Source organism: Acinetobacter sp. ANC 4204 (genome assembly GCF_002135205.1).
Classification (GTDB): domain Bacteria; phylum Pseudomonadota; class Gammaproteobacteria; order Pseudomonadales; family Moraxellaceae; genus Acinetobacter.
Genome location: NZ_NEFZ01000009.1, coordinates 92786 through 116720, shown reverse-complemented (window position 1 = coordinate 116720; position 23935 = coordinate 92786). Strand labels below are relative to the sequence as shown.

The window sequence follows — 23935 nt, the reverse complement described above, 5'->3', positions numbered from 1 at the left end:
AATGCTATTGTGAGCGCCACTGCAACAGAAAGGTAGCCTGTTCGTGAGCTTTGATCTCAGTGTGATTCCAAATAAAAATATCCTTTTAGCTGTTACGGGCGGTATTGCTGCCTATAAAAGTGCCATCTTAGTTCGTCGTTTAAAAGACGCAGGTTTTCAAGTCCGTGTGGTCATGACCGAAGGCGCACAAGCCTTTATTACCCCATTAACATTCCAAGCCTTGTCAGGCAATCCTGTGCATACTGAATTGTTAGACCCTGAAGCCGAAGCGGGCATGGGACATATTGAGCTGGCACGCTGGGCAGACTTGCTTTTGGTTGCGCCTGCTAGTTGTAACACCATTGCAAAGTTTGCTGCGGGTTTAGCTGATGACCTGCTTTCTACTTTATATTTAGCCACCAAAGCCCCTGTGTGGGTTGCACCTGCCATGAACCAACAAATGTGGGCAGCAAAAGCGACGCAGCGTAATTTAGCGACTTTGGTAGACGATGGCGTGCATGTAATCATGCCAGATGCGGGTGCTCAAGCTTGTGGTGATGTTGGTTTAGGCCGTATGCCTGAGCCCGAGGATTTGGCGCATCAGGTAACGGAATACTTCCATAAAGCGCAGCGTGCCATGGCTGAAAAATTTGGGATGCTGGCCGGTAAAAAAGTCACCATTACTGCTGGGCCAACGCGTGAAGCGATTGATCCTGTGCGTTATATTTCCAACCACAGTACGGGTAAAATGGGCTTTGCTCTTGCCGCTGCATGTTATGCGGCTGGAGCCAAAGTGACTTTAATTGCAGGTCCTGTCAGCTTAGACACGCCGAATGGTGTACGCCGGATCAATGTTTCATCTGCCATGAAAATGTTGGATATCAGTATGCAAATGTTGGATGAAGGCTGTGATGTGTTTATCGCGACTGCTGCTGTTGCAGACTATCGCGTTGCAGAAGTTGCAGAGCATAAGATTAAGAAAGCAGGGGATGAGCTCAATGTTTCTTTAATCAAAAACCCTGATATTGTGGCGACCATTGCACAGCAAGATAAACGCCCGTTCATGGTTGGCTTTGCAGCAGAAACACGCAATGTCGAAGAATATGCTGCAGGTAAATTGGTGGCGAAAAAGCTCGATATGATTGCCTGTAATGATGTGTCACGCCCTGATATTGGTTTTGCTTCTGATGAAAATGCGATGATAGTCTTTTTTGCAGAACATTATAAAATGCAAAAGCGCGATTTGGAAAAAGCGTCGAAACAAGAAATTGCGTTGCAGTTGGTTGAAGCGATTCATGATGCTTTACACCGAGACCCTGAAAGTGATGATGATTTTTAATTTACATCGTTCTTAGTTTTTGCCATATTTAATGCAGCCTTAGGCTGCATTTTTTTTTGCAAACTCATAGGAATAAGAATGAAAACACTATTAAAGGTCATGCTGTTGAGCAGTGGTATATGTTTGGCAGGATTTGCACAAGCATCGGAAGTGCTAGAAGGCGCGATGAAATCTTTGGCGAAGAACTCAAAGGCTTTTGCTCAAGCCCAGACTGCCACAGAGGCAAATAACGCATTAACTGAAATGCAAAAAGCCGCAGTAACTGCCAAACAAAATAAGCCCGGAAAATTAGCGAAACAAGCAAAAGACAGTGCTCAAGTGAAGCAATATGAGCAAAGTTTTGATGTATTATCTCAAGAGATTGAACATGCTCAACATCTCGTACATGCAGGAAAGTTGACTGAAGCCAAACAAAGTTCAGCCAAGTTTGAAGCCATTAAGCAGCAAGGTCATAAAACGTTTAAATAATTCAGTACAATAAAAAAGACCGCAAAAGCGGTCTTTTTTATGTTTGAAGGGCTTAAAAGTTTAAGCTTGACCTTCAACAGCAGCGGCTTGAGCACGCTGCATATTTGCTTCGAACTCAGCATCAAAGTTAATTGGTGTAAGTAACAATTGTGGGAAGCTACCTTTAGTCACCATGTCATTCACCGCTTCACGAAGGAACGGGAATAAAATGTTTGGACAATATGCACCTAAGATGTATGGAAGACGTTCTTCTTCAACAGCATCTACAAGGAAAATACCCGCTTGAGTGACATCGACGATAAACGCCGTGTCGCCTGCATTGTTTGCTTGTACAACCACTTTAAGTGAAACTTCGTAGTGAGTTGGATCAACTTTTTCAGCAGAAGATGACAAGTTGATGTTCAACTCTGGTTGCCATTCTTTGGTAAAAACTTGCGCCCCAGGGACTTCAAAAGAAATATCTTTTGTGTAAATACGTTCTAAAGCAAGTTGTGGTTGAGCTTCACTCATTTTCTAATCCTTAATATGCTGAGCTAATTATGCCAATAGTTGGTCGAGTTTGCCTTCACGCTCTAAAGCATAAAGTTGATCAAAACCACCAATAAATTGGTCATCAATAAAAATTTGTGGGACCGTACGGTGATTGGTACGTTGCATCAATTCAATGCGGACTTCAGGCGCTTCTTTAGATAAATTAATTTCTTTATATTCAACGCCTTTACGCTCAAGAAGCTGTTTTGCGCGAACGCAATATGGACATACAGTCGTTGAGTAAATAGTGACTTGAGCCATGAGTTTCTCCTTGTGCGAATTATTTAGCTTTGACCAGTGGTAAGCCTTGAGCTTTCCAGTTGCTAATCCCGCCATCTAAACGATAGCTGTCAGTATGCGCAACTTGTTGTAAAGCAGTGCCTGCCACTTGACCTAAGTTACAGATGAACACGAGTGGACGATCTGCAGCTTTTAACTCTTCAACATGTTTGGTAATTTGGCTGTAGGGAATGTTGCGACTTCCACTGATATGACCTTCACGGAAATCTTTGGCATCACGTAAGTCAATCAACATGGCATTTTTAGCTTTCACTAAAATACCTAAAGATTGTGGTGAAATTTTGCGACCATTGCGTTGTCCTTCAAGTACGAAAAACAAAACAACCAATACCGCAAGTGTTCCAAATAAGAAGGGGTGATTCCCCATAAACTCCAACCAACGTTCCACAAGTCACCTAAATTACAATTCAAAAATTGCTAGAGAGTATAGCTCATAAAATATGGTGATCAAAATCACCGCTTCAAGGGCTAAGGTTGAATAAAAATTAATTTTTTTGCTGAGCTTCAGCAATTTCATCAATCAGACGTAAATAGCTGTCTAAACGGCGCGTTAAAATTTCACCATTTGCCGCAGCTAAGCGTAAAGCGCATTGTTTTTCATGTTTATGGGTACAGTTACGGAACTGACAGTAGCCCAATAAGTTTTCAATTTCAGGAAAACCATGTTGCACTTTGTCGGCATCTAAATGCCATAAACCGAACTCACGAATTCCCGGTGAGTCAATCAGCGAGGCACCTTCGCCAAAACCAATCAAACGGGTAGAGGTCGTGGTGTGCTGCCCTAAGGCTGAGTTTTCAGAAATCACATTGGTTTTTTGTGCAGCGTCAGGCACGATGGCATTAATCAGGGTGCTTTTGCCAACACCAGACTGACCGACAAAGGCTACCGTTTCATTTTTTAAACGCTGGGTCAGAGCCGTTAAGTCACCATCGGCTTGTGTTTGCATCACTTCATAGCCTAAGGCTTGATATTCCGCAATCAACGCTAAAATTGGGTCATTGTCTTTGAGTAAATCGGTTTTATTCAGCACCAACAGTGCTGGAATATTGGCATCGGCACAGGCCACCAAATAACGGTCAATTAGACCTGGTGCAGGCTCAGGCAGTGGCGCAAACACAATTACAATCAATCTGATATTGGCAGCGACAGGTTTCACTTTATGGTAACGGTCTGGACGAGTCAGTAGGGACTGACGTGGCTGTATGGCATTGATGATTCCCAGTCCTGTATTTGGGTCGGCTTGCCATTTGACACGATCACCTGTGACCAATAGTTCGAGGTTGGTACGTGTATGACAGCGCCAAATACTGCCGAGTTCAATCGGTTTCCAAAACGGTTCAGGTTCGCCTGCTTGTACCGTTGGTTTGATGGGATGTGGATCTGGGGTCGTAAGGGCTTGCACTTCAAGCTGACGGCCATAGTGTTGTACCACCAAGCCTTCTAAATCATTTGAAGTGTCGATATCTTCTTGACGTGTTTGCTGTTGTTTCTGAATGCGACGTTGTTGCTGTTCAGTTAAACGACGTTTACGAATTAAAGCCATTCATATCCTAAAAAACCATGAATTCAAGATGGCAAAAATAGCACGAAGCAGGGTAGCAGTTACAGCATCGAAGCAATTAATTTGCTACTATCATCGTTTTTAAGCCGAATAAGATTGCACATTTATGAGCAGCACCGCTGATACGCGTTTGATTTGGATTGACCTTGAAATGACAGGTCTCGATACTGATAACGACCAAATTATTGAAGTTGCTACAATTGTGACGGATGATAACTTAAATATTTTAGCTGAAGGGCCTGTGCTTGCTGTACATCAGCCAGATCGCGTACTAAATGCAATGGATGAGTGGAACACTCGCCAACATGGTCAATCAGGCTTAATTGAACGTGTACGTCGCAGTAAATTGACTGCGCAAGATGCTGAGCAGCAAACTTTAGAATTTCTAAAGAAATGGGTCAATCCAAAAAGCTCACCAATGTGTGGCAATTCAATCTGCCAAGACCGTCGTTTTTTACACCGTTTAATGCCTGAAATGGAACAATATTTCCATTATCGTAATTTAGATGTGTCTTCGGTTAAAGAGTTGGCTAAACGCTGGCGTCCAGAAATTATGAGTGGCTTGAAAAAGAATGCTTCACACTTAGCGATGGATGACATTCGTGATTCGATTGCAGAACTGAAGTATTATCGCGAATACTTTTTTATTATGAATAAATAAGTACTAAAGAAAGAGGCGTTAGCCTCTTTTTTATTGAAATCGAATAGAATAAAGCTGAGGGTGTTTGTGTAGAAAAAAGAAACACTTTTTTGCTATACAAGTTTAAAACAAGCTTTATGATAAAGTAAATTAATTAAATTATAACAAAGAGTTGAGTTATGCAAAGTAATAACCCTATTTTGAACCGCGTGGAAACACATGCGGATTATAGTCAACCGATGACTGTTCAAGGTGCTATTCAGAAGTCTGTATTACTTACAGTGATTGCGGCTGTGGTCGGTATGGCGCTGTTTTTCTACTGTTTCATGACCCTAAATATTTCGCTGGCTTATGCTGCAACCTTAGTCGGCGCGATTGGTGGTCTAATTTTAGGCCTCATTGCAACCTTTAAACCGAATACCGCTCGAACTCTTGCTATTCCTTATGCCTTGTTTGAAGGTGCTTTTTTGGGAGGGGTATCGGTCATTTTCCAATTGAAATATCCGGGTGTGCCTTTACAAGCACTATTGGCAACTTTTGTCACCACTTTGGTGATGTTTGGTTTGTATCGTTTTCAAATTATTCGTGCCACAGAAAAATTCAAATCTGTGGTGATGTCGGCTTCAATTGCCATCGCAATTGTCTTTGTGGTGCAGATGGTCATGCGTTTGGCTTTTGGTTCAAGCATTCCATTTTTATTTGAAAATAACTTATTAGGTCTAGGTTTTGCTGCTTTTGTTGCAGTGATTGCATCACTGAACTTAATTTTAGATTTTGATTTGATTGAAAGTGCTGCGGCACAACACGCGCCGAAAGCGATGGAGTGGCTGTGTGGTATTGCACTACTAGCGACTTTGGTGTGGATGTACTATTCATTCTTGCGTCTACTCAGCATGCTACGTGGCGATGACTAATCTATCGAGTCTTAACACATACGCCCCTTCATCGGGTCGTATGTGTTATTGAATGTTGATGAATTGAAAAAAGGCGCATTATGCAATTTCGGTTTCAACTTAAACTTGGCATTATGCAGATAAATTATTTTGAGTGAGAGTCACATGGCACAAGGACTATTGGCTGGAAAGCGTTTTTTAATCGCAGGTATTGCAAGTAAATTATCAATTGCATTTGGTATTGCTCAAGCGCTTCACCGCGAAGGTGCGGAACTTGCGTTTACTTATCCAAATGAAAAACTGAAAAAACGTGTGGATGAATTTGCAGCACAATTTGGTTCAACGATTGTTCTACCGTGTGATGTGGCTATTGATACTGAAATTGAACAGACTTTTGTTGAATTGGCAAAACATTGGGATGGTTTAGATGGTGTAGTGCATTCGATTGGTTTTGCACCTGCACATACCTTAGATGGTGACTTTACTGATGTAACGGATCGTGATGGCTTTAAAGTGGCGCATGACATCAGTGCATATAGTTTCATTGCGATGGCACGTGCAGCGAAGCCATTATTGGTTGCACGTCAAGGGTGCTTATTGACCTTGACTTACCAAGGTTCTGAGCGCGTGATGCCAAACTACAACGTGATGGGTATGGCGAAGGCATCATTAGAAGCGGGTGTACGTTATTTGGCTTCAAGCTTGGGTGCAGAAGGGATTCGTGTGAATGCAATTTCTGCGGGCCCAATCCGTACTTTGGCAGCATCAGGCATCAAGTCTTTCCGTAAAATGTTAGATGCCAATGAAAAGATTGCACCACTAAAACGTAATGTGACCATTGAAGAAGTGGGCAATGCTGCATTGTTCCTTTGCTCACCGTGGGCTTCAGGTATTACAGGCGAAATCATGTATGTTGATGGTGGCTTTAATACGGTTGGTATGAGCCAAAGCATGATGGATGATGAATAATTAGATTGCTCTAAATTATTTGATAAAGCCGCTTTTAGAGCGGCTTTGTTTTTGAAGTGAGATAAGGAAGTTCAAAAATATAACGTCAGCCATCACCAGCGGTTTTTCGCGACCAACGGGAGCGAAAAATCCGTCCGAGTTAATGGCATTGTTAGGCATGTTTTGGCGAGTGAAAATTAAAATCCACACATGGAACCAAGTTAAAGTTACAGTCTTCTGCCTTTAATCCGTCTAGTTTAAGACGATTTATGGCGTTGCCTTTTGCTTGTAAGTCGCTAATCATCTTTTGCTCTAAATGTTCGATATGTGACAGCATATGCGCAACATCACTCAAGATTTCAGTACTTTGCTGAAAATGCTGAGATCTAGAGATGCTAGGGGTTCTTATATTCAGACCTTCAATATCAGAATGAGCTGAGTTAGAGTTTCTCAGCTTGTTAACTATATTCATATGGTCCATCGCACAGTGCTCAAATTCAAAACACAAGTGATAAGGATGTGCCAGAGTGCCGACCAAAGAAACCAGATGAGGCTCTTTTCCATTAGCCCTTTTGCACGATGGGCATGGAGATTCAAGTAGTTGACCCAATGCCATTTTTTTATATCTTTTTTCCGGTATTTGCGTGCAGTATAAAAGCTGTTTAATTGCAACTTCGCATAATCGTGCAGAGTACAATAGTATTTCGTTATTAAGTCTTAGCCTTTCAATTTCTGAGTCCACCTCATCAAGATTACAATCTGGGTTACTTGTAAAGTCATGTGAGCAATTTATTATTCTGCTCATCAGAAGAGATAAGGTAATACCACTAGTTGTGTATGGATTTGTAAATCCGCCTTTATTGCTTGGTTCTTCAGGGGGCATAAGAGATAGCAGCCCACGTTGCATCATCCATGCGCGCATTTCCGTTGCAATAGGCAAGATATTGATTCCAGATATCATCTCGCCCGACCAACGGAATGCTTGGGGATGGTAGCTCCAAGAATGATGAGTGCCGTGCCACTCACGCTTATTTACCTTCGCTTCTGCCAACACTTTTCCTGCTTAACTACAGTTACACGGTAGACTTACCGCTTAACCAAAATGAAAATGCCATAAAATCAATTTTGTAGCTATATAATGTAATTATATTTTGATCAGCATATAAAACAGCAAGATTTACGTCAATATAAAAAACTCTGGTGAACATAGTCTTATAAGTTTTGATGTAAGGTTTAATTCAAAAAATAGCGATCATTTAAAATATATCAACAAATATAACTAATCATTTGTTTGTCATCCTATTCTTTATATGCTAATTAAGGCTGGTTTTTTGTTTAATCGAAAATTCTAAATAGAATGTCGATAAACATATTATTTTTTAGCTTTAGGGGTAGGTCAAAAAGCGTGAAGAAAATAGCTGTTGTTTTGGGATTAGTCACTCTTCTTTCACTTCAAGGTTGTGCTGCAGTGATGGCAAGTAACCAGCCACATAAAAAGAATATGGCAGTTTTGGAGGTGGGGAAACATCGAAATTATGTGATTTCCGAATTGGGTGCACCCGTCACTTCAGAAACTGTAAATGGTGAACGTAAAGAGATTTATACCTTCCAGCAAGGCTACTCAAAAGCAGCCAGAATCAGCCGAACGCTATGGCACACGACTGCGGATATTGCCACCATTGGTCTTTGGGAAGTGATTGGCTCTCCAACAGAGATGTATTTCAATGGTCAGCAACTTTCGTATGAAGTTGTTTTTGATGATCAGGACAAGATTAAACGTATTCACCAGATCCAGAATAATCCAGATCTGGTGAAAGAATAAGAGAACAAAGCCATAGCGCTAGGACTATTGTTTTACTAGTTCTTTTACAGGACTTCCGCCCAAAGCTTGCATCAGCGTGACATAAGCGTTGTATTGGCTTTGTTTGGTATTGACCAATGTTAAGCGCGCAGTGCGAGTGGTTTCTTGTTGGTCCAATAAGGTTTTTAAAGCCACGGCACCATAGCGATAGCGGACTTGGGTCAAACGTTCCACTTTTTCAGCCAGTTCCAAATTCTGCTGTTGCAATTGTACTTGTTGACTCAACTCAGTTCGTGCAGACAGTGCATTTTCCACATCGGCAAAGGCTTGGTACAAGGTCTGACGATATTGCACAATGGCTTTTTCATAGTCTAATTGACTAATCGCAAGGTCACGTTTCATGTCGTTATATTGCAAGAACGGCAGACTTAAACTTGCGCCTAATGTTAGTGCAGGGTTCTTGAGCAGCTGCGTTAGTGAAGTGCTCGTTGATCCTAGATTCCCTGTCAAACTGATCGAAGGATAATAGCTCGCCGTGGTAGCATCTTTAGTGGCTAAACTCTCACGTAAACGTAGCTCAGCCGCTTTTAAGTCTGGACGGCGTGACAAAATGTCGGCAGGTAAGCCCGCTGCAATACTTGGCAAAGCTAAACGTGGTAAACGCTGTGGTTCATCAACACTTAACTGCTGCACAGGTATATGCAGTAACACTGCAATTGCGGTACGGGTCTCGACCAAACTTTGCTGAATTTGACTTAGACTGGCTTTTTGACTTTGTACGGACTGTTCCGCTTGGGTTAAGTCCAGTCCTGATACAGCCCCAGCTTGATACTGAACTTTAACCAAGTCATAGAGTTTTTGTGAGGTGGCAAGGCTTTGCTCAGCTGTTATACGGCTTTCATTATAATAGGCCAATTGCCAATATAGCTTCGCCGTGGTGCCAATTAAGCTTTGAGCAGTGGCTTGTAAATCTTGCTCGGTGGCAAGAGCTTCCCATCTTTTTGCTTCAGTTTGACGGGCCAATTTACCAAATAAATCGACTTCATAACTTAAACCTGCACCTAAAGACAGACCGCTTGAGCTGTCATTGCCTGAGTTTAAGTCGAACTGATGACCTGTAGATACCGTAGAGCTGACACGTGGCTTTTGCTGATTTTCTGCAAGTTCTGCTTGTAAGCGTGCTTGCTTTAAGGTCATCCCTGCAACGGCCAGATCGGCATTTTTTGCGAGCACGGCATCGACCAGTTGATTAAGCTGTGTATCGCCAAACAACGTCCACCATTGGTCGGTATAAATCGCTTGTTGGCGTTGTTGTGCAGTCGCTTTGTCATACTGAAACTGAGTCGGCGTTTGTACGACTGGCGTTTGATAAGGGGTTTTAACCACGGCTGCACAACCAACCAATGTGCTCCCAAGCAGCATTGCAGTACAAAGGCGTGTAAATAAAAAAGGCATATTTTTTCCTTATTCTCGAGCGAGTGCTGCAACAGGATCAAGTTTGGCTGCATTTTTTGCAGGTAAGAAACCAAACACCACACCAATTAAAGTTGAACAGACAAATGCGGCAATAATGGACGTGGTGGAATAAGCCACAGCAAAATTATCCCCTGCAAACTTCTCAATGATTTGCCCTAGTCCAAGGGAGAGTAGTACACCCAAAACACCACCAATTAGGCAGACTAGAATGGCTTCAATCAAGAACTGCTGTAAAATATCACTCTGACGTGCACCTACGGCCATCCGAACACCAATTTCTTGCGTCCGTTCTGTGACCGATACCAGCATAATATTCATCACACCAATACCACCAACTACCAATGAAATCACCGCAATAGCAGAAACCAATAGGGTCATGGTACTGGTGGTTTTTTCAATGGTTTGGCGAATACTGTCACTGTTCATGGTAAATACGTCTTGTTGACCATGACGTAGGGTGAGTAAGTTTACAATCGCATTTTCAGCAGCACTGGTTGAATATTTATCATTGATTTGCACAATAATATTGCGCACATTGCTCTGACCGAGCATACGGCTCATTACTGTCGTGTAAGGCATATAGACATTTAATGTATCATCAGAGCCCATAGCACTGTTTTGTGGTTCCACGATTCCAATAATGCGCGCAGGCACGCTGCCAAGTAAGACCACTTGACCGACAGGATCAGATCCGTCACTAAAGAATTGTTTTTGGGTGTTGGTATCAATGATTACGTCTTGGGTACGATCACGTACACTACGCTGATCAAAGGTTTGTCCACTTTTAAAGGTGAGACCTTTGACTGTAAAGTAGTCGGCACCAATTCCATTGATCGTGGCACTGGCTTCATTTTCTTGATAACGAATCGTTTTGGATGAACTCACCATGGGGCTGACAGCACTCACATAGGGTTGAGTTGCTAAAGCGTCGGCATCGCCTGGAACAAGCGTTTTGAAATTAGCCGTTTTAGAGTTGTCACCGAAGCCACGTCCCTGAAATACGGTAATGGTATTGGTTCCTAGGCTACTAATATTATTCAAAATCTGCTTCTGCGAGCCATTTCCTAATGCCACTACAGTTACGACAGACGCAATCCCGATAATAATACCGAGCATGGTCAAAAAAGTTCGCATGCGGTGAGCATTCATGGACAATAGTGCCATGCGGAAAGCTTCACCTAGACGGTCGAGCAAGGAGCGCCATGCTGAGACGCTTTTATTTTTTTCTTGCTGGGCAGAAATCGCAGTTTCTGCATCTGGATCTCTATGTAGTTCTGTGTCGTATTCGGGTTGATTAACTCGGTCGGCAATGATTAGGCCATCACTGATTTCAATAATACGCGAGGCATTTTTTGCCACTTGCATGTCATGAGTGACCAAAATAATGGTATGGCCTGCGGCATTCAGTTCGCGTAAAATTCGCATTACTTCGATACCGCTATGCGAGTCTAATGCGCCTGTTGGTTCATCAGCGAGAATAACATCTCCACCATTCATTAGCGCACGTGCAATTGAGACACGTTGTTGTTGCCCCCCAGAAAGTTGACTTGGACGGTTTTGAGTTTTGTTACCTAAACCTAGTTCCGTCAGTAGCGCAGTGGCTCTCTGCTTTCTTTGATAAGGGCTCACTCCAGCATAAACGGCAGGAACTTCGACATTTCCCTCGGCTGAGAGATCACCCAAGAGATGATAACGCTGGAAAATGAAACCAAAATACTCACGACGCAACTCAGCCAGTTGGTCTGGTTCAAGTTTGCCAGTTTCTCGTCCATTGACCTGATAACTACCCGAAGTTGGTCGATCAAGACAACCTAAGATATTCATGAGGGTCGATTTACCTGAACCCGATTGCCCGACAATGGCAACCAGTTCACCCTCATAAATGGTCAGATCAATCCCTTTGAGAATTTGTACAGTACTTTCGCCAGCTGGAAACTCTCGCACCAAATTGCTGACTTCAAGCAAGGCTCTTTTTGTCATGCTTACATTCCCATCGGTGGGCCGTTACGACGACGGTTGCTGCTGTTTGCGGTTGCAGCAGCAGTATCAGAGCTGTCAGCAATGACCACTTGATCACCTTCTTTTAAGCCTGCAATAACTTGTGCATTGACACGGTTATTAATACCAACCAAGACTTGTTTAGGTTGAGCAGAACCATCTGCCTGTAAAACACGAACGACACTCACCGTTGCTTTGCCGTCTTTGACCAATTGTTGCTGTGCAGCATTTAATTTGAGACGCTCTAAGCGAGGAGCTTGTGGATGATCTGCATCAGATTTATTTTGTGCAGAAGATGCAGCCTCTGTATTAGAGTTACTACTACGATTTGCATTTGTAGTGCGGGTAGAAAGCGCAGAAGAAGGGACAAGCAAGGCATTTTTTGCAGAGTCAAGTACGATATATACTTGTGCTGTCATATCAATACGAAGTTTGCCATCGTGATTTGGCACATCAAATAGCGCATTATAATAAATAGCTGTACTTGTAGATGTACTGGTACTGGTGTCATCATCTGTAATTGAGTCTGGCGCAGGCTCAACCTGACGCAAACTTGCATAACGTTTGCTGTCATCCCCTAAAGTTGTAAAGTACACAGCTTGTCCTTTTTGCACTTTCATAATGTCCGCTTCACTGACCTGTGCCTTAATGGTCATATTCTGTAGTTTTGCAATTTTGACAATGGTTGGTGTACTTTGATTAGCATTCACCGTTTGACCTTCTTCAGTCACAATCGCAACAACGGTACCGTCAGTCGGTGCCACAATACGGGTATAACCAATATTGGTTTGAGCTGTTGATTTGGTCACTTTTGCAGATTCAATTTGTGCATCAATCGCTTTTATTTGGGCTTGGGCTGTTTTATAGCTTGCTTCGGCAGATTCTAATTCTGCTTTAGATGTTGCATCTTGGGCATACATTTGTTGTTGACGTTTATAGGCCAACTGCATTTCATTTAAGTTGGCTTCTTGTTGTAGGCGCTGCGCTTCTAGATTCTTAATATTTGCTTCTGCTGTTTTAAAGCTGTTTTCTTGGGTCGTTGAATCAATTTGAGCGATTAATTGTCCTTGTTTGACTTCGTCCCCTAATTGCACATACATTTTTTGTACTTGGCCTGATACCTGTGCACCGACACTTACCAGTTTGGTCGCATCTAAAGTACCTGTAGCTAATACCGTGTTTTCGAGGTCGCCACGACTAACACTTTCGGTAATATATTGAGGTTGTTCTTGTTTTGGCTTGAAGTATGTCCATGCGACATAAGCAACTACAGCAATACAGAGTACTGCTATGATCATTTTAAAAGCTTTTATTTTTTGCATTGGAATCAGGGAGTAAACAAAATTAGGAACATTATAGAAGCGAAATACGGATAAATCGTGAATTTTTTGAACAAATAGAAATGATTATTATTTTAAAAATGAAGATACCGTGAATTTAAGCTGGAAAAAGTGATTTTCCACAGAGTGAGGCAATCGCTTGCATCACGACATGTTCTGCATTTTCATGTTGTAAACCCTTAATTGAAGCATCAATCCGTAGTAATAAATGGGGCCATGTCAAAAAACAGTGCGGATTTAGTCGACGTAAAGCGTGTTGATAGACGCTAACTTTATTTTTCCAAATGCCGAGTTGTAGCGCATTTTGTGGTTGTTCAAATAGTTGCATCAATAAACGCATTTCTTTGCTGATACTCCACAAAATCAGACTGAGAGGTTCGCCTGAAGCAATCAGATATTGATAAATTTTAATGGATTGCGCTAAATTTCCTTCGAGTAGGGCATCGCTTAAATCGAAGGTGCTATAACGGGACTGGTCTTGCAAACAAGCTTGTAAGTGATCAATTTGAATCAGTTCAACTTCAGCAAAAGTATCGCTGACACGCATCAAGCTGTTTTTTGCTGCAAGTAGGTTATGTTCATGATGCTGTTCTAACCATTGCCATGCATCCTGACTGAGTTTTATCCCCAGTTTATCTGCTTCAATGCCTAAAATCTGCTGACGATCCCGCGGATAATTCGCGGTCAGGGCCACATGCACACCATTGGCTTCAACAGTTTGAAAAAAGCCAGTTTTTAGGCTAGCACTGTCTTGCTTGGGCATCACGACCAAAAGCAAATTCTGTTCATTGTTTTGGATATAACTTTTTAGCAGCTTAAGGCCGTTGGCATCAGGCTTAATATTGCCATGAACTTCAATGGCTAACTGGCTGGAAAATAAGGATAAGCTGTTGAGTGCATTAAAGACATTTTTCCAATCATTAACATTATTAATGTCATGACGTTGCCGTTCGATCTCTTGTTTTTGCCAGCTGATCCGAAATGCATCTAGTAAGTTTTGTTCAAGTAATGGCTCTTGACCTTGCATCACCCACGCACCACGGGCTTCATCGACACGTTTTAAGGCTTGCAGATAGTCAAGTTTCATTCAATAACCTTATTGTTGGGCAGGGGGTAAACGATTCAAAGAAATCTGACGAACAATTTGTTGAGCAATATCATCGACGATGACTTGGTTCAAGTAAGTCTTTTCTTGATCATCGGTGTTGACGGTTTCAACGTTATATTGGTATGTACGTGTCGCGACAACTGTTCGTGGCTCCGTAATCGGGCGACCTTGCGCATCTTCAATACGGAAGGTGACGTTTAGTCGTAAAATGACTTCAATCAGTTTACCATTGAGTTCTAAACGCTGTGGTTTATAGTCTAAAACATGGAGTACATAGGCATCTGAACCATTGCTCAACTGAACCCCAGATGCACCAAGGTAGATGGCTAATTTTTCATGTAACTCATCAGTGTCTTTTGGCAGAACTAGATTTATTTTTGAATAAGCAATCGGTGTTGTACTTGGGTTGGTTCCTTTTAAATGAAAGCCACAACCGACTAAGCTTGCACCTAGGCCACAAGTTAAAACAATGGCTGCCAAACGTTTGCCTAAATGCATGTGTTGTCCTCTGTTTTGCTCTTTTTGATAAAAGAAAAATAATATGTCGTGATTGTATGTGCAAAGCCCGTTGACTGGCAACGGGCTTTGTTTGGGAATTGTTTATTCCTTTTCATTTCCGCCTCTTTTGAAAGAGGTGAGAAGCAATGCTTCGCAAGGGAGATTTTCTAATAAAATCCCACCAAGCCTCCCTTTATAAAAGGGAGGCTCAAAGGCTTTAAACCACCAAATTTACTAATTTATTGGGTACCACAATTTCTTTCTTGGTTGGACCCGTCAAAAATTGTTGAACTTCTGGCAAGGCTTTAGCTAAAGCAAGTAAATCATCTTTCGATACATCGACAGACACTTCTAATTTACCACGAAGTTTACCGTTGACCTGAACCACGATCGTTTGTGTATTTCGTACCAGTGCAGATTCATCTGCAGTCGGGAATAATACAGTGGTTAAATCCAACCCGAATTCAGCCAATAGCGTTTGACTCAAGTGCGGTGCAAATGGCGCAAGTAAGGTTAATAGAGTCGTGATTGATTCACGTGCAACAGCAACATCGTTATCAGTTTTCGCTTCAAACTTGTTGTTGGCATTTAACAGTTCCATCATTGCTGCAATGGCTGTGTTAAAGGCATGGCGGCGTTCAATGTCATCACCCACTTTTTGGATGGTTTCATGCGTTTTACGACGTAAATCTTGGGCTTCGGTAGATAATTGCGTTGTATCAATGCTAGATGCGGTATTGTCTTTCTCAAGGAAGTTTGCAACCAAACGCCAGACACGTTTCAAGAAACGGTTTGCACCTTCCACACCTGCATCTGACCATTCTAATGATTGATCTGGTGGGGCAGCGAACATCATGAAGACACGTGCTGTATCTGCACCGTACTGATCAATAATAGCTTGTGGGTCGATACCGTTATTTTTCGATTTCGACATTTTCTCTTGGCCACCAACAATGACTTCTTGACCGTCACCTTGGTATTTCGCAGACAGAATACGACCTTTTTCATCACGTTCGAGGTCGATATCCGCAGGGTTAAACCAAGTTTTCTTGCCTGATTCAGCTTCACGGTAATACGTGTCTGCCAAAACCATACCTTGAGTCAACAGGTTGGTAAATGGTTCATTGCCTTGTACTACACCTTCATCACGCATCAATTTGTGGAAGAAGCGTGCATAAAGTAAGTGCAGAATCGCGTGTTCAACACCACCGATATATTGGTTTACAGGAAGCCATGTTTGACTCGCAGCAGGATCAACCATACCGCCAGTAAAGTCTGGAGAGGCATAACGTGCATAGTACCAAGATGATTCTACAAAGGTATCTAAAGTATCGGTTTCACGACGCGCATCGCCACCACAGTTAGGGCACTTGGTTTCGTAGAACTCTGGCATCTTGTTCAATGGATTACCAGAACCATCTGGTACGACGTCAGTTGGTAATACCACTGGCAATTGATCTTCTGGTACGGTGACTTGACCACACTTTTCACAGTTGATCATTGGAATTGGGCAACCCCAGTAACGTTGACGAGATACACCCCAGTCACGTAAACGGAATTGAACCTTAGCATTCGCTAAAGTTTGTGGTTCTAATTTTGCAAGGAAAGCATCAAACGCAGCTTGGAATTCCAAACCATCAAACTCGCCAGAATTCACCAATTTGCCATCTTTAGAACCGTACCATTCTTGCCATTCAGTTGCTGAGTATTCAGCATCATCAGCGCCTTTGGCATCAATCACTTGCTTGATTGGCAAGTTAAATTTATTGGCAAATTCAAAGTCGCGTTCGTCATGTGCAGGCACTGCCATCACAGCACCTGAGCCGTATGACATCAACACATAGTTCGCAATCCAAACAGGTAAGTCTTCACCTGTCACAGGGTGCTTCACAGACAGACCTGTTGCCATCCCTTTCTTTTCAGCAGTAGCTAAATCAGCTTCTGCGACTGAACCCATACGGCATTCTTCAATAAATGCAGCAAGTTCAGGATTGCCCGCTTCTGATTGGACGGCAGCCGCTTTCAGTGCCATAGGGTGTTCTGCTGCAACGGCAACATAAGTCACACCCATTAAGGTATCAGCACGCGTGGTGTAAACGGTTAAACCATCTGCGTAGATTTCAGTATTGGCAGAAGGGAAGGTGATTTCCATCCCCGTTGAACGACCAATCCAGTTACGTTGCATGGTCAAGACTTGCTGTGGCCAACCGTCTTTTAAGGTATCTAAATCGTCTAATAATTCTTGTGCATAGTCGGTGATGCGGAAGTAGTACATTGGAATATCACGTTTTTCAACCAATGCACCTGAACGCCAACCACGACCATTTTCAACTTGTTCATTGGCTAAAACTGTCTGGTCTACAGGGTCCCAGTTCACAGTTGAAAGCTTACGATAGATCAAGCCTTTTTTGTACAGTTGTACGAACAACCACTGTTCCCAGCGGTAATATTCAGGGGTACAGGTCGCAAACTCACGATCCCAATCGACAGAAAGCCCCAATTTTTTTAACTGATCACGCATATATGCGATGTTTTCAAAAGTCCATTTTGCTGGCGCAACTTGATGGGCAATCGCAGCGTTTTCAGCAGGTAGACCAAATGCATCCCAACCCATAGGTTGCAGTACAGTTTCCCCTTTGAGACGGTGGAAACGGCTAATCACATCGCCAATGGTATAGTTACGCACATGACCCATATGCAGTTTGCCACTTGGGTAAGGGAACATCGAGAGGATATAACGACGTGGACCTTCTACAGTGTCTGCAACTTTAAAGGCTTTACGAGCTTCCCAGTCTTGTTGGACGGTAGGTTCAATCGCGCTCGCTTGATATTCGGGGTCAATGTGAGTAGTCATATACGTATGTTAAGAACAATGATTAAAAAAAGTTTGTTGCACAGCATAGCGCAAAATGCACCTAAAAGTGAATTTTGCACCATGATTTGTGCAGGAAATTAAAGAAGTTGAAAATATAGCTGAAACTGTATGAGTTGTTTAAATCGCAGGTTGAGCCCGTTGCCCTTTTTGTAATGCTTTATTGGCGTCGCGTTGTTGGTTTTCGAATTCCACGGGTGCTGCGGGGGTTACAGTGGGTACAGCATCTGGTATTGCTGGTGTAGGACTCGGGACATTGCTTGGGGTCGGTGCTTCTGTTGTCGTCTGTTGAGGCGAGTTCTTCCAACCATAAGTATCTATTTTACCTTGCTTCTTTGCTGTTTTGGGTGGTGGCGTGGTGGTGTAATGTGTCGAACCTTGGCTGTCCACCCACTTATAATAGGTTTTGGCAAAGCTTTGTGTAGTCACCACGGTTAGCCCCATGCAAGCCAAACCTAAAAGCATTTTTGTAAACGGAAAACTCATCTGCGATTGTCCTTTTTATATCCCTAATCATTCGATTTGATTGGGTTTATCGTTATGGCTATTTTATGCTTATTTTTGAACAATAAAAATTGTTTGGCCTGTCTTTTCATCTAAGTTTTTTTGTGTTTTTTAGCTGTAATACTCAATTGACATCACAATATATGTGTTCTGGCACAGTTAGGCAGTTAGAAAGAAGAATAAACTTATAAAAATCTGTATATAAAAATGGGTTTAAGCCTAAAAACTTAATATGCAAAGTGCCGAAATAGTTTTAAAGCAAAGGTATTATTAAACTTATTTATGGATTTCATGACCTTTTTTTATTAATAAATTCAGAGCAATAGAAAATCATGGGTTTGAACTTTAAAAAATAAAGAAAAACTTTCCTCGTTTCTTTGATCAAGGTGCATAAAAAATAAACGGTCTGTAAATAAACAAAAAAAAGCTAATTTTTAAACTTGACATTAGTCACGAAACTCCTAAAAATGCTGTCTTTAGTTTTATATGCCTTTACTCGATCACCCTTCGATAAAGTGTCATTTCATGCAATGGACACGCTTTCTAGCCGAGACCGTGAACAAAGTAAAAAAAATGTGTTTATCCCAACACATTTTAGATCTCATAGTGCTCAAACAGCATACAGATCAGAATTTTTTCCTATTGCTATGAAAACTAAGAAATATGTGTGCTATAACAGTGCAGACAATCAATGAATGAAACACTGCTGGTGCCTCCCACCATTGCAGTGATAAAGATTAGGGTGAATCACGTTGGAACTTTTATCTGGTGGTGAAATGCTCGTTCGCGCATTGGCGGACGAAGGCGTTGAACATGTATTTGGATACCCAGGCGGCGCAGTTTTACATATCTACGACGCGTTCTTTCAACAAGACAAAATCAATCATTACCTCGTGCGCCATGAACAAGCTGCTGGTCATATGGCCGATGCTTACTCGCGCGTAACAGGTAAGACGGGTGTGGTGCTCGTGACTTCAGGTCCGGGTGCAACCAATACTGTGACTCCAATTGCAACGGCTTATATGGACTCAATCCCAATGGTGATTTTGTCAGGTCAGGTTGCGTCACATTTAATTGGTGAAGATGCATTCCAAGAAACAGATATGGTCGGTATTTCTCGCCCGATCGTAAAACATAGTTTCCAAGTGCGCCATGCCAGCGAAATTCCTTCGATTATTAAGAAGGCTTTTTATATCGCATCTTCAGGCCGTCCAGGTCCTGTGGTGGTTGATATTCCTAAAGATGCAACTAATCCTGCTGAAAAGTTTGCTTACGAATACCCAGAAAAAGTGAAGATGCGTTCGTATCAACCACCGCATCGTGGTCACTCAGGTCAAATTCGTAAAGCCATTGAAGAGCTAATTCACGCAAAACGCCCTGTAATTTATACAGGTGGTGGTGTTGTACAAGGTAATGCATCAGAACAGTTGACTGAGTTGGCGCATATTCTAGGCTACCCAGTGACCAATACTTTGATGGGTCTGGGTGCCTTTCCAGGCAATGATCCACAGTTCATTGGTATGTTGGGTATGCATGGTACGTATGAAGCCAATATGACCATGCACAATGCCGATGTGATTTTGTGTATTGGCGCGCGTTTCGATGACCGTGTAACCAACAATCCTGCAAAATTCTGTCCAAATGCAAAAGTGATTCATATTGATATCGACCCTGCGACGATTTCAAAAACCATCATGGCGCATATCCCAATCGTGGGTGCGGTAGAACCTGTTCTTCAAGAAATGTTGACACAGCTCAAGCAGATGAATGTGTCTAAACCAAATCCTGAAGACATTGCCGCGTGGTGGGCACAAATCAATGAATGGCGTAAAGTTCATGGTTTGAAATATGACAAACCGACTGATGGTTCAATGAAGCCACAGCAAGTGGTCGAAGCGTTGGATAAAATCACCAATGGTGAAGCAATCATTACTTCTGACGTAGGTCAGCACCAAATGTTTGGTGCAAACTACTACAAGTATAAGCGTCCACGTCAATGGATTAATTCAGGTGGTCTTGGCACCATGGGTGTGGGCTTACCTTACGCGATGGCTGCGAAATTAGCTTTCCCAGACCAACAAGTAGTATGTATCACAGGTGAAGCATCCATCCAGATGTGTATCCAAGAGCTTTCGACGTGTAAGCAATATGACCTTAACGTAAAAATCCTCTGCTTGAATAACCAAGCTTTAGGGATGGTAAAGCAGTGGCAAGATATGAACTATGAAGGACGTCATTCGAGTTCTTATGTAGATTCATTGCCTGACTTCCCTAAATTGATGGAAGCGTATGGTCATGTAGGTATTCAGATTAACCATGCCGATGAGCTTGAGTCTAAGCTTGCAGAAGCAATGGCAATCAACGATAAATGTGTATTCATCAACGTTATGGTTGACCGTACCGAGCATGTTTATCCAATGCTTATTGCAGGTCAGTCAATGCAAGATATGTGGTTAGGTAAAGGGGAGCGCACGTCATGAGACACATTATCTCTGTACTTGTAGAAAACGAAGCTGGTGCGCTTTCTCGTTTGGTGGGTTTATTTTCTCAACGTGGTTATAACATCGAGACCTTAAACGTTGCGCCAACCGAAGATCCGACTTTATCTCGTTTGACTCTAACGACTTATGGTGATGACCATAAAATTGAACAAATCACGAAGCAGCTCAACAAATTAGTTGAAGTTGTAAAAGTGGTTGATCTGTCTGAAGGTGCGCATATTGAGCGTGAATTGATGTTGATTAAGGTCAAATCACTTGGCTCGGCACGTGCTGAAATTAAACGAACTGCGGACATTTTCCGTGCGCAAATCGTGGATGTTACCCCAACGACTTATACCATTCAAATCGCGGGTACGACTGAAAAAATTGATGGTTTTATTGATGCATTAGCAGAGAATACCATTCTTGAAGTTGTACGTTCTGGTGTTTCAGGCATCGCGCGTGGCGAAAAAGTTTTAACCATTTAATTAATTAACACGATTCAACCTCCTTTTGATAAAAGGAGGATTTCATCAAAAAATAAACTCTTGGTGAAATTACAGAATACAAAGCATTTTAGCGGAGACAGCAATGCAAATTTTTTACGATAAAGACTGCGACTTATCTATCATCCAATCTAAGAAAGTAGCGATCATTGGTTACGGTTCGCAAGGTCACGCGCATGCGCTTAACCTTAAAGATTCTGGTGTAGACGTAACTGTAGGTTTACGTGCTGGTTCTACTTCTTGGAAAAAAGCTGAAAATTCAGGTCTTAAAGTTGCTGAAGTTCCTGCTGCTGTAGCGCAAGCTGATGTAGTGATGATCTTGACTCCAGATGAGTTCCAATCACAACTTTATCGTGACGTGATCGAGCCAAATATCAAAGAAGGTGCAACATTAGCATTTGCTCATGGTTTCTCTGTTCTTTATAACCAAGTTGTTCCACGTGCTGATTTAGACGTGATCATGGTTGCGCCAAAAGCACCAGGTCATACAGTACGTTCTGAATACCAACGTGGTTCAGGTGTTCCTGACTTAATCGCGATTCACCAGGATGCATCTGGTAATGCACGCAACGTAGCACTTTCTTATGCTTCAGGCGTAGGTGGTGGTCGTACAGGTATCATCGAAACTTCATTCCGTGAAGAAACTGAAACTGACCTATTTGGTGAGCAAGCAGTTCTTTGTGGTGGTGCAGTAGAGCTTGTTAAAATGGGCTTCGAAACTTTAGTTGAAGCAGGTTATGCACCTGAAATGGCTTACTTCGAATGCTTACACGAACTTAAGTTGATTGTTGACTTGATGTTCGAAGGTGGTATTGCAGACATGAACTATTCAGTATCGAACAATGCTGAATATGGCGAATACGTAACTGGTGTTGAAGTGATCAACGAACAGTCTCGTGAAGCGATGCGTAATGCACTTAAACGTATCCAATCTGGTGAATATGCGAAGATGTTCATTCAAGAAGGTGCGTTGAACTACCCATCTATGACTGCTCGTCGTCGTCAAAATGCAGCACATGGTATTGAAGTAACTGGTGGTAAGTTACGTGCGATGATGCCTTGGATTCAAGCAAACAAAATCGTAGATAAAGAAAAGAACTAATTTCTTGAATCAATTGATTTGAATGCGAAGACCCACTCTATTTGAGTGGGTTTTTTTATGTTTAAGCTTAGGTACCTCAACAAGATAAAAGCAGTGCTTTTATCTTTTTTTGTACCTTGGATTCAAGGAACAAAATCGTAGATAAAGATTAAACTAAATTCTAGTTTAATCTTTAAAGAATCCTTGTTTTTACAAGATTTTTTTCTGCTATGCGTTGAGTGTTGGTTGTTCTAGTGACGGTGCCGCAGTAGCTCACAATGCTAAAAATAGAGCCGTCACTGTGGTTTTAGCACTAAAAGAGGGTGCTTAGGGGGGAGTTCCAATAGAAAAAACACAAATGAATGATCTGTTTTTGTGGCTATATCTTAGTTTAATATTCTTTATAAAATTATTGGATTAATAATGTTTTTGTGGATTTTATTTTTCATAAAGAAAATCCTAGAAAAGAGTACTTGAGATTACATTTAGGTTTGAAGTGTCGGTTTAAGTTTTCTAAAACGCACATTCATGTAATTTTTAAGTTTGAAAGTGAGGTTTTGGTCATCTTATTCAATCCCTAGAACTGGGTAAATAGGATGTGAATAAACTTTCGGTTTTCATGAAGTAATCGCTATAAATGTATAAAATAGTTGAAAATTCAACTAAAAAAAGAATGAAAAATGAAATTTTCAGCAAAATAAGAAATTATTCAATCGAAGATGTAATGAAATGTAAAACTAAAATGTCATAAATTTCCAATATAAAACAGGGAACTATTTTAAATATTAAAATGCACAAAAAAAGTGCATCCCTGAAAGTTGTGTAACTATTTTTTGGGACTTCAAAAATATAGGATATATAAAAATATAAATAAAAATAGTTATTTAAATTTACTTTTTTAAAAAATGCGTACTTGTTGTCTTTTTGAGTGAAAAGGGGCGTATAGGTGGTTTTTTGTTCAGAATAACTACAATTAAAACACGCTTAACAAAAAGCTTGGTAGCCAAGAAAGGCCCAGTTTTGATTAAGGGTAACCATAACAATTAATCAGGTTTTAAAAATAAACGTCCCGGAGAATGGCTATGAATAAGTTAGTTCAAACATCTTTAATGGCAGTTGCATTAGGTCTTGGCTCAACAGCAGTTTTTGCTGATGATGAAGGTGGCGAAGCAGCACGTGGTGGTGGCGGATATAATTGGGGTAACTGTACTTCACTTGGTTGTGAAAAAGATATTCCAATTAAATTGGAAATTCCTAAAAAATGTGAAGTGCTCGGTGGTAGTGCCATTACGTTGAATAAAAATGGCGGAACTCAGAGTTCAACCTACACTGTGCGTAGTAATACCCACTATACGCTTAACATTCAAACAGCAAACACTGGTACAAGTGCCAGCACTTATGTGAAACATGAAGATGATGGTAGTGTTCGTGTACCAACAACAATTGTTACAAATAAAACAGGCGGTGGTGTGATTCCATTTGGTAACTCAAATCACAATGGTCTAGCTGATGATGTATACTCTGTATCTGTTACAAATGCAGCAGTAAGTGCCTTCCAACGTGCGGGTACATACAACGATACTTATAAAATTAAAGTTTACTACTAATCTG

At 41.6% G+C, this 23935-nt stretch carries 22 protein-coding genes; 10 read left to right on the top strand and 12 right to left on the bottom strand.

Going from position 1 to position 23935, the window contains the following annotated elements:
* Nucleotides 1-43 precede the first annotated feature (43 nt).
* Both coaBC and B9T36_RS16150 read left to right on the top strand, forming a co-directional pair.
* A complete protein-coding gene (coaBC, locus tag B9T36_RS16155) occupies nucleotides 44-1318 on the top strand; it encodes a bifunctional phosphopantothenoylcysteine decarboxylase/phosphopantothenate--cysteine ligase CoaBC (protein WP_086210477.1) in 1275 nt (424 codons plus the stop codon).
* A gap of 78 nt (nucleotides 1319-1396) precedes the next feature.
* Nucleotides 1397-1786 carry a cytochrome b562 gene (locus B9T36_RS16150; RefSeq protein WP_086210476.1) on the top strand — a complete coding sequence of 130 codons (390 nt, stop codon included), beginning with the start codon at nucleotides 1397-1399 and terminating at the stop codon, nucleotides 1784-1786.
* A 60-nt stretch (nucleotides 1787-1846) separates the two neighbouring features.
* Here B9T36_RS16150 and secB read toward each other — a convergent pair whose 3' ends face one another.
* From secB to rsgA, 4 genes are all read right to left on the bottom strand, one after another.
* Entirely contained in the window at nucleotides 1847-2296 is a 450-nt protein-coding gene (secB, locus tag B9T36_RS16145) for a protein-export chaperone SecB (protein WP_086210475.1), read from the bottom strand.
* A gap of 27 nt (nucleotides 2297-2323) precedes the next feature.
* On the bottom strand, nucleotides 2324-2578 hold the full coding sequence (gene grxC / locus B9T36_RS16140; RefSeq protein WP_004697632.1) for a glutaredoxin 3: 255 nt from the start codon (nucleotides 2576-2578) through the stop codon (nucleotides 2324-2326).
* Between the two features lie 19 nt (nucleotides 2579-2597).
* Nucleotides 2598-3005, bottom strand: coding sequence for a rhodanese-like domain-containing protein (locus tag B9T36_RS16135; RefSeq protein ID WP_086210474.1), 408 nt, complete (start codon nucleotides 3003-3005; stop codon nucleotides 2598-2600).
* 97 nt (nucleotides 3006-3102) lie between these two features.
* The gene (gene rsgA, locus B9T36_RS16130) at nucleotides 3103-4161 is read right to left on the bottom strand and encodes a ribosome small subunit-dependent GTPase A (protein WP_086210473.1); all 1059 of its coding nucleotides are present in this window, start codon (nucleotides 4159-4161) and stop codon (nucleotides 3103-3105) included.
* A gap of 124 nt (nucleotides 4162-4285) precedes the next feature.
* On the opposite strand from rsgA, the gene orn reads away from it, so the two are divergent.
* From orn to B9T36_RS16115, 3 genes are all read left to right on the top strand, one after another.
* Nucleotides 4286-4840 (top strand): oligoribonuclease, encoded by a 555-nt coding sequence (orn, locus tag B9T36_RS16125; protein WP_004697635.1) that lies wholly within the window; start codon nucleotides 4286-4288, stop codon nucleotides 4838-4840.
* A 158-nt stretch (nucleotides 4841-4998) separates the two neighbouring features.
* A complete protein-coding gene (locus tag B9T36_RS16120) occupies nucleotides 4999-5733 on the top strand; it encodes a Bax inhibitor-1/YccA family membrane protein (RefSeq protein WP_010327547.1) in 735 nt (244 codons plus the stop codon).
* Between the two features lie 144 nt (nucleotides 5734-5877).
* Nucleotides 5878-6681, top strand: a complete 804-nt coding sequence (locus B9T36_RS16115; RefSeq protein ID WP_086210472.1) for an enoyl-ACP reductase FabI — start codon at nucleotides 5878-5880, stop codon at nucleotides 6679-6681.
* A 151-nt stretch (nucleotides 6682-6832) separates the two neighbouring features.
* On the opposite strand, the gene B9T36_RS16110 is transcribed toward B9T36_RS16115, so the two are convergent.
* On the bottom strand, nucleotides 6833-7711 hold the full coding sequence (locus tag B9T36_RS16110) for a hypothetical protein (protein WP_171264492.1): 879 nt from the start codon (nucleotides 7709-7711) through the stop codon (nucleotides 6833-6835).
* A gap of 354 nt (nucleotides 7712-8065) precedes the next feature.
* On the opposite strand from B9T36_RS16110, the gene B9T36_RS16105 reads away from it, so the two are divergent.
* Nucleotides 8066-8482 (top strand): hypothetical protein, encoded by a 417-nt coding sequence (locus B9T36_RS16105; RefSeq protein ID WP_005291683.1) that lies wholly within the window; start codon nucleotides 8066-8068, stop codon nucleotides 8480-8482.
* Nucleotides 8483-8506: 24 nt separating this feature from the next.
* On the opposite strand, the gene B9T36_RS16100 is transcribed toward B9T36_RS16105, so the two are convergent.
* From B9T36_RS16100 to B9T36_RS16070, 7 genes are all read right to left on the bottom strand, one after another.
* Complete coding sequence (locus tag B9T36_RS16100) at nucleotides 8507-9916, bottom strand: efflux transporter outer membrane subunit (RefSeq protein ID WP_086210470.1); 1410 nt, start codon at nucleotides 9914-9916, stop codon at nucleotides 8507-8509.
* A 9-nt stretch (nucleotides 9917-9925) separates the two neighbouring features.
* Nucleotides 9926-11917 (bottom strand): MacB family efflux pump subunit, encoded by a 1992-nt coding sequence (locus B9T36_RS16095; protein WP_086210469.1) that lies wholly within the window; start codon nucleotides 11915-11917, stop codon nucleotides 9926-9928.
* Nucleotides 11918-11919: 2 nt separating this feature from the next.
* A complete protein-coding gene (locus B9T36_RS16090; protein ID WP_086210468.1) occupies nucleotides 11920-13257 on the bottom strand; it encodes a MacA family efflux pump subunit in 1338 nt (445 codons plus the stop codon).
* Nucleotides 13258-13372: 115 nt separating this feature from the next.
* Complete coding sequence (holA, locus tag B9T36_RS16085; RefSeq protein ID WP_086210467.1) at nucleotides 13373-14362, bottom strand: DNA polymerase III subunit delta; 990 nt, start codon at nucleotides 14360-14362, stop codon at nucleotides 13373-13375.
* Nucleotides 14363-14371: 9 nt separating this feature from the next.
* Nucleotides 14372-14881, bottom strand: a complete 510-nt coding sequence (gene lptE, locus B9T36_RS16080; RefSeq protein WP_086210466.1) for an LPS assembly lipoprotein LptE — start codon at nucleotides 14879-14881, stop codon at nucleotides 14372-14374.
* Nucleotides 14882-15098: 217 nt separating this feature from the next.
* A complete protein-coding gene (leuS, locus tag B9T36_RS16075; protein ID WP_086210465.1) occupies nucleotides 15099-17735 on the bottom strand; it encodes a leucine--tRNA ligase in 2637 nt (878 codons plus the stop codon).
* 138 nt (nucleotides 17736-17873) lie between these two features.
* Entirely contained in the window at nucleotides 17874-18218 is a 345-nt protein-coding gene (locus tag B9T36_RS16070; protein ID WP_086210493.1) for a DUF4124 domain-containing protein, read from the bottom strand.
* Nucleotides 18219-19009: 791 nt separating this feature from the next.
* On the opposite strand from B9T36_RS16070, the gene B9T36_RS16065 reads away from it, so the two are divergent.
* The 4 genes from B9T36_RS16065 to B9T36_RS16050 all read left to right on the top strand — a co-directional run bounded on the left by B9T36_RS16065 (nucleotide 19010) and on the right by B9T36_RS16050 (nucleotide 23931).
* Nucleotides 19010-20737, top strand: a complete 1728-nt coding sequence (locus tag B9T36_RS16065; protein WP_086210464.1) for an acetolactate synthase 3 large subunit — start codon at nucleotides 19010-19012, stop codon at nucleotides 20735-20737.
* A complete protein-coding gene (gene ilvN / locus B9T36_RS16060; protein WP_004697653.1) occupies nucleotides 20734-21225 on the top strand; it encodes an acetolactate synthase small subunit in 492 nt (163 codons plus the stop codon). The genes B9T36_RS16065 and ilvN overlap by 4 nt, the downstream gene beginning before the upstream one ends.
* Nucleotides 21226-21328: 103 nt before the next feature.
* Nucleotides 21329-22345: a ketol-acid reductoisomerase gene (ilvC, locus tag B9T36_RS16055; RefSeq protein WP_086210463.1), complete on the top strand. Its 1017-nt coding sequence runs from the start codon at nucleotides 21329-21331 to the stop codon at nucleotides 22343-22345.
* Nucleotides 22346-23406: 1061 nt separating this feature from the next.
* Nucleotides 23407-23931 carry a hypothetical protein gene (locus B9T36_RS16050; RefSeq protein WP_086210462.1) on the top strand — a complete coding sequence of 175 codons (525 nt, stop codon included), beginning with the start codon at nucleotides 23407-23409 and terminating at the stop codon, nucleotides 23929-23931.
* Nucleotides 23932-23935 lie beyond the last annotated feature (4 nt).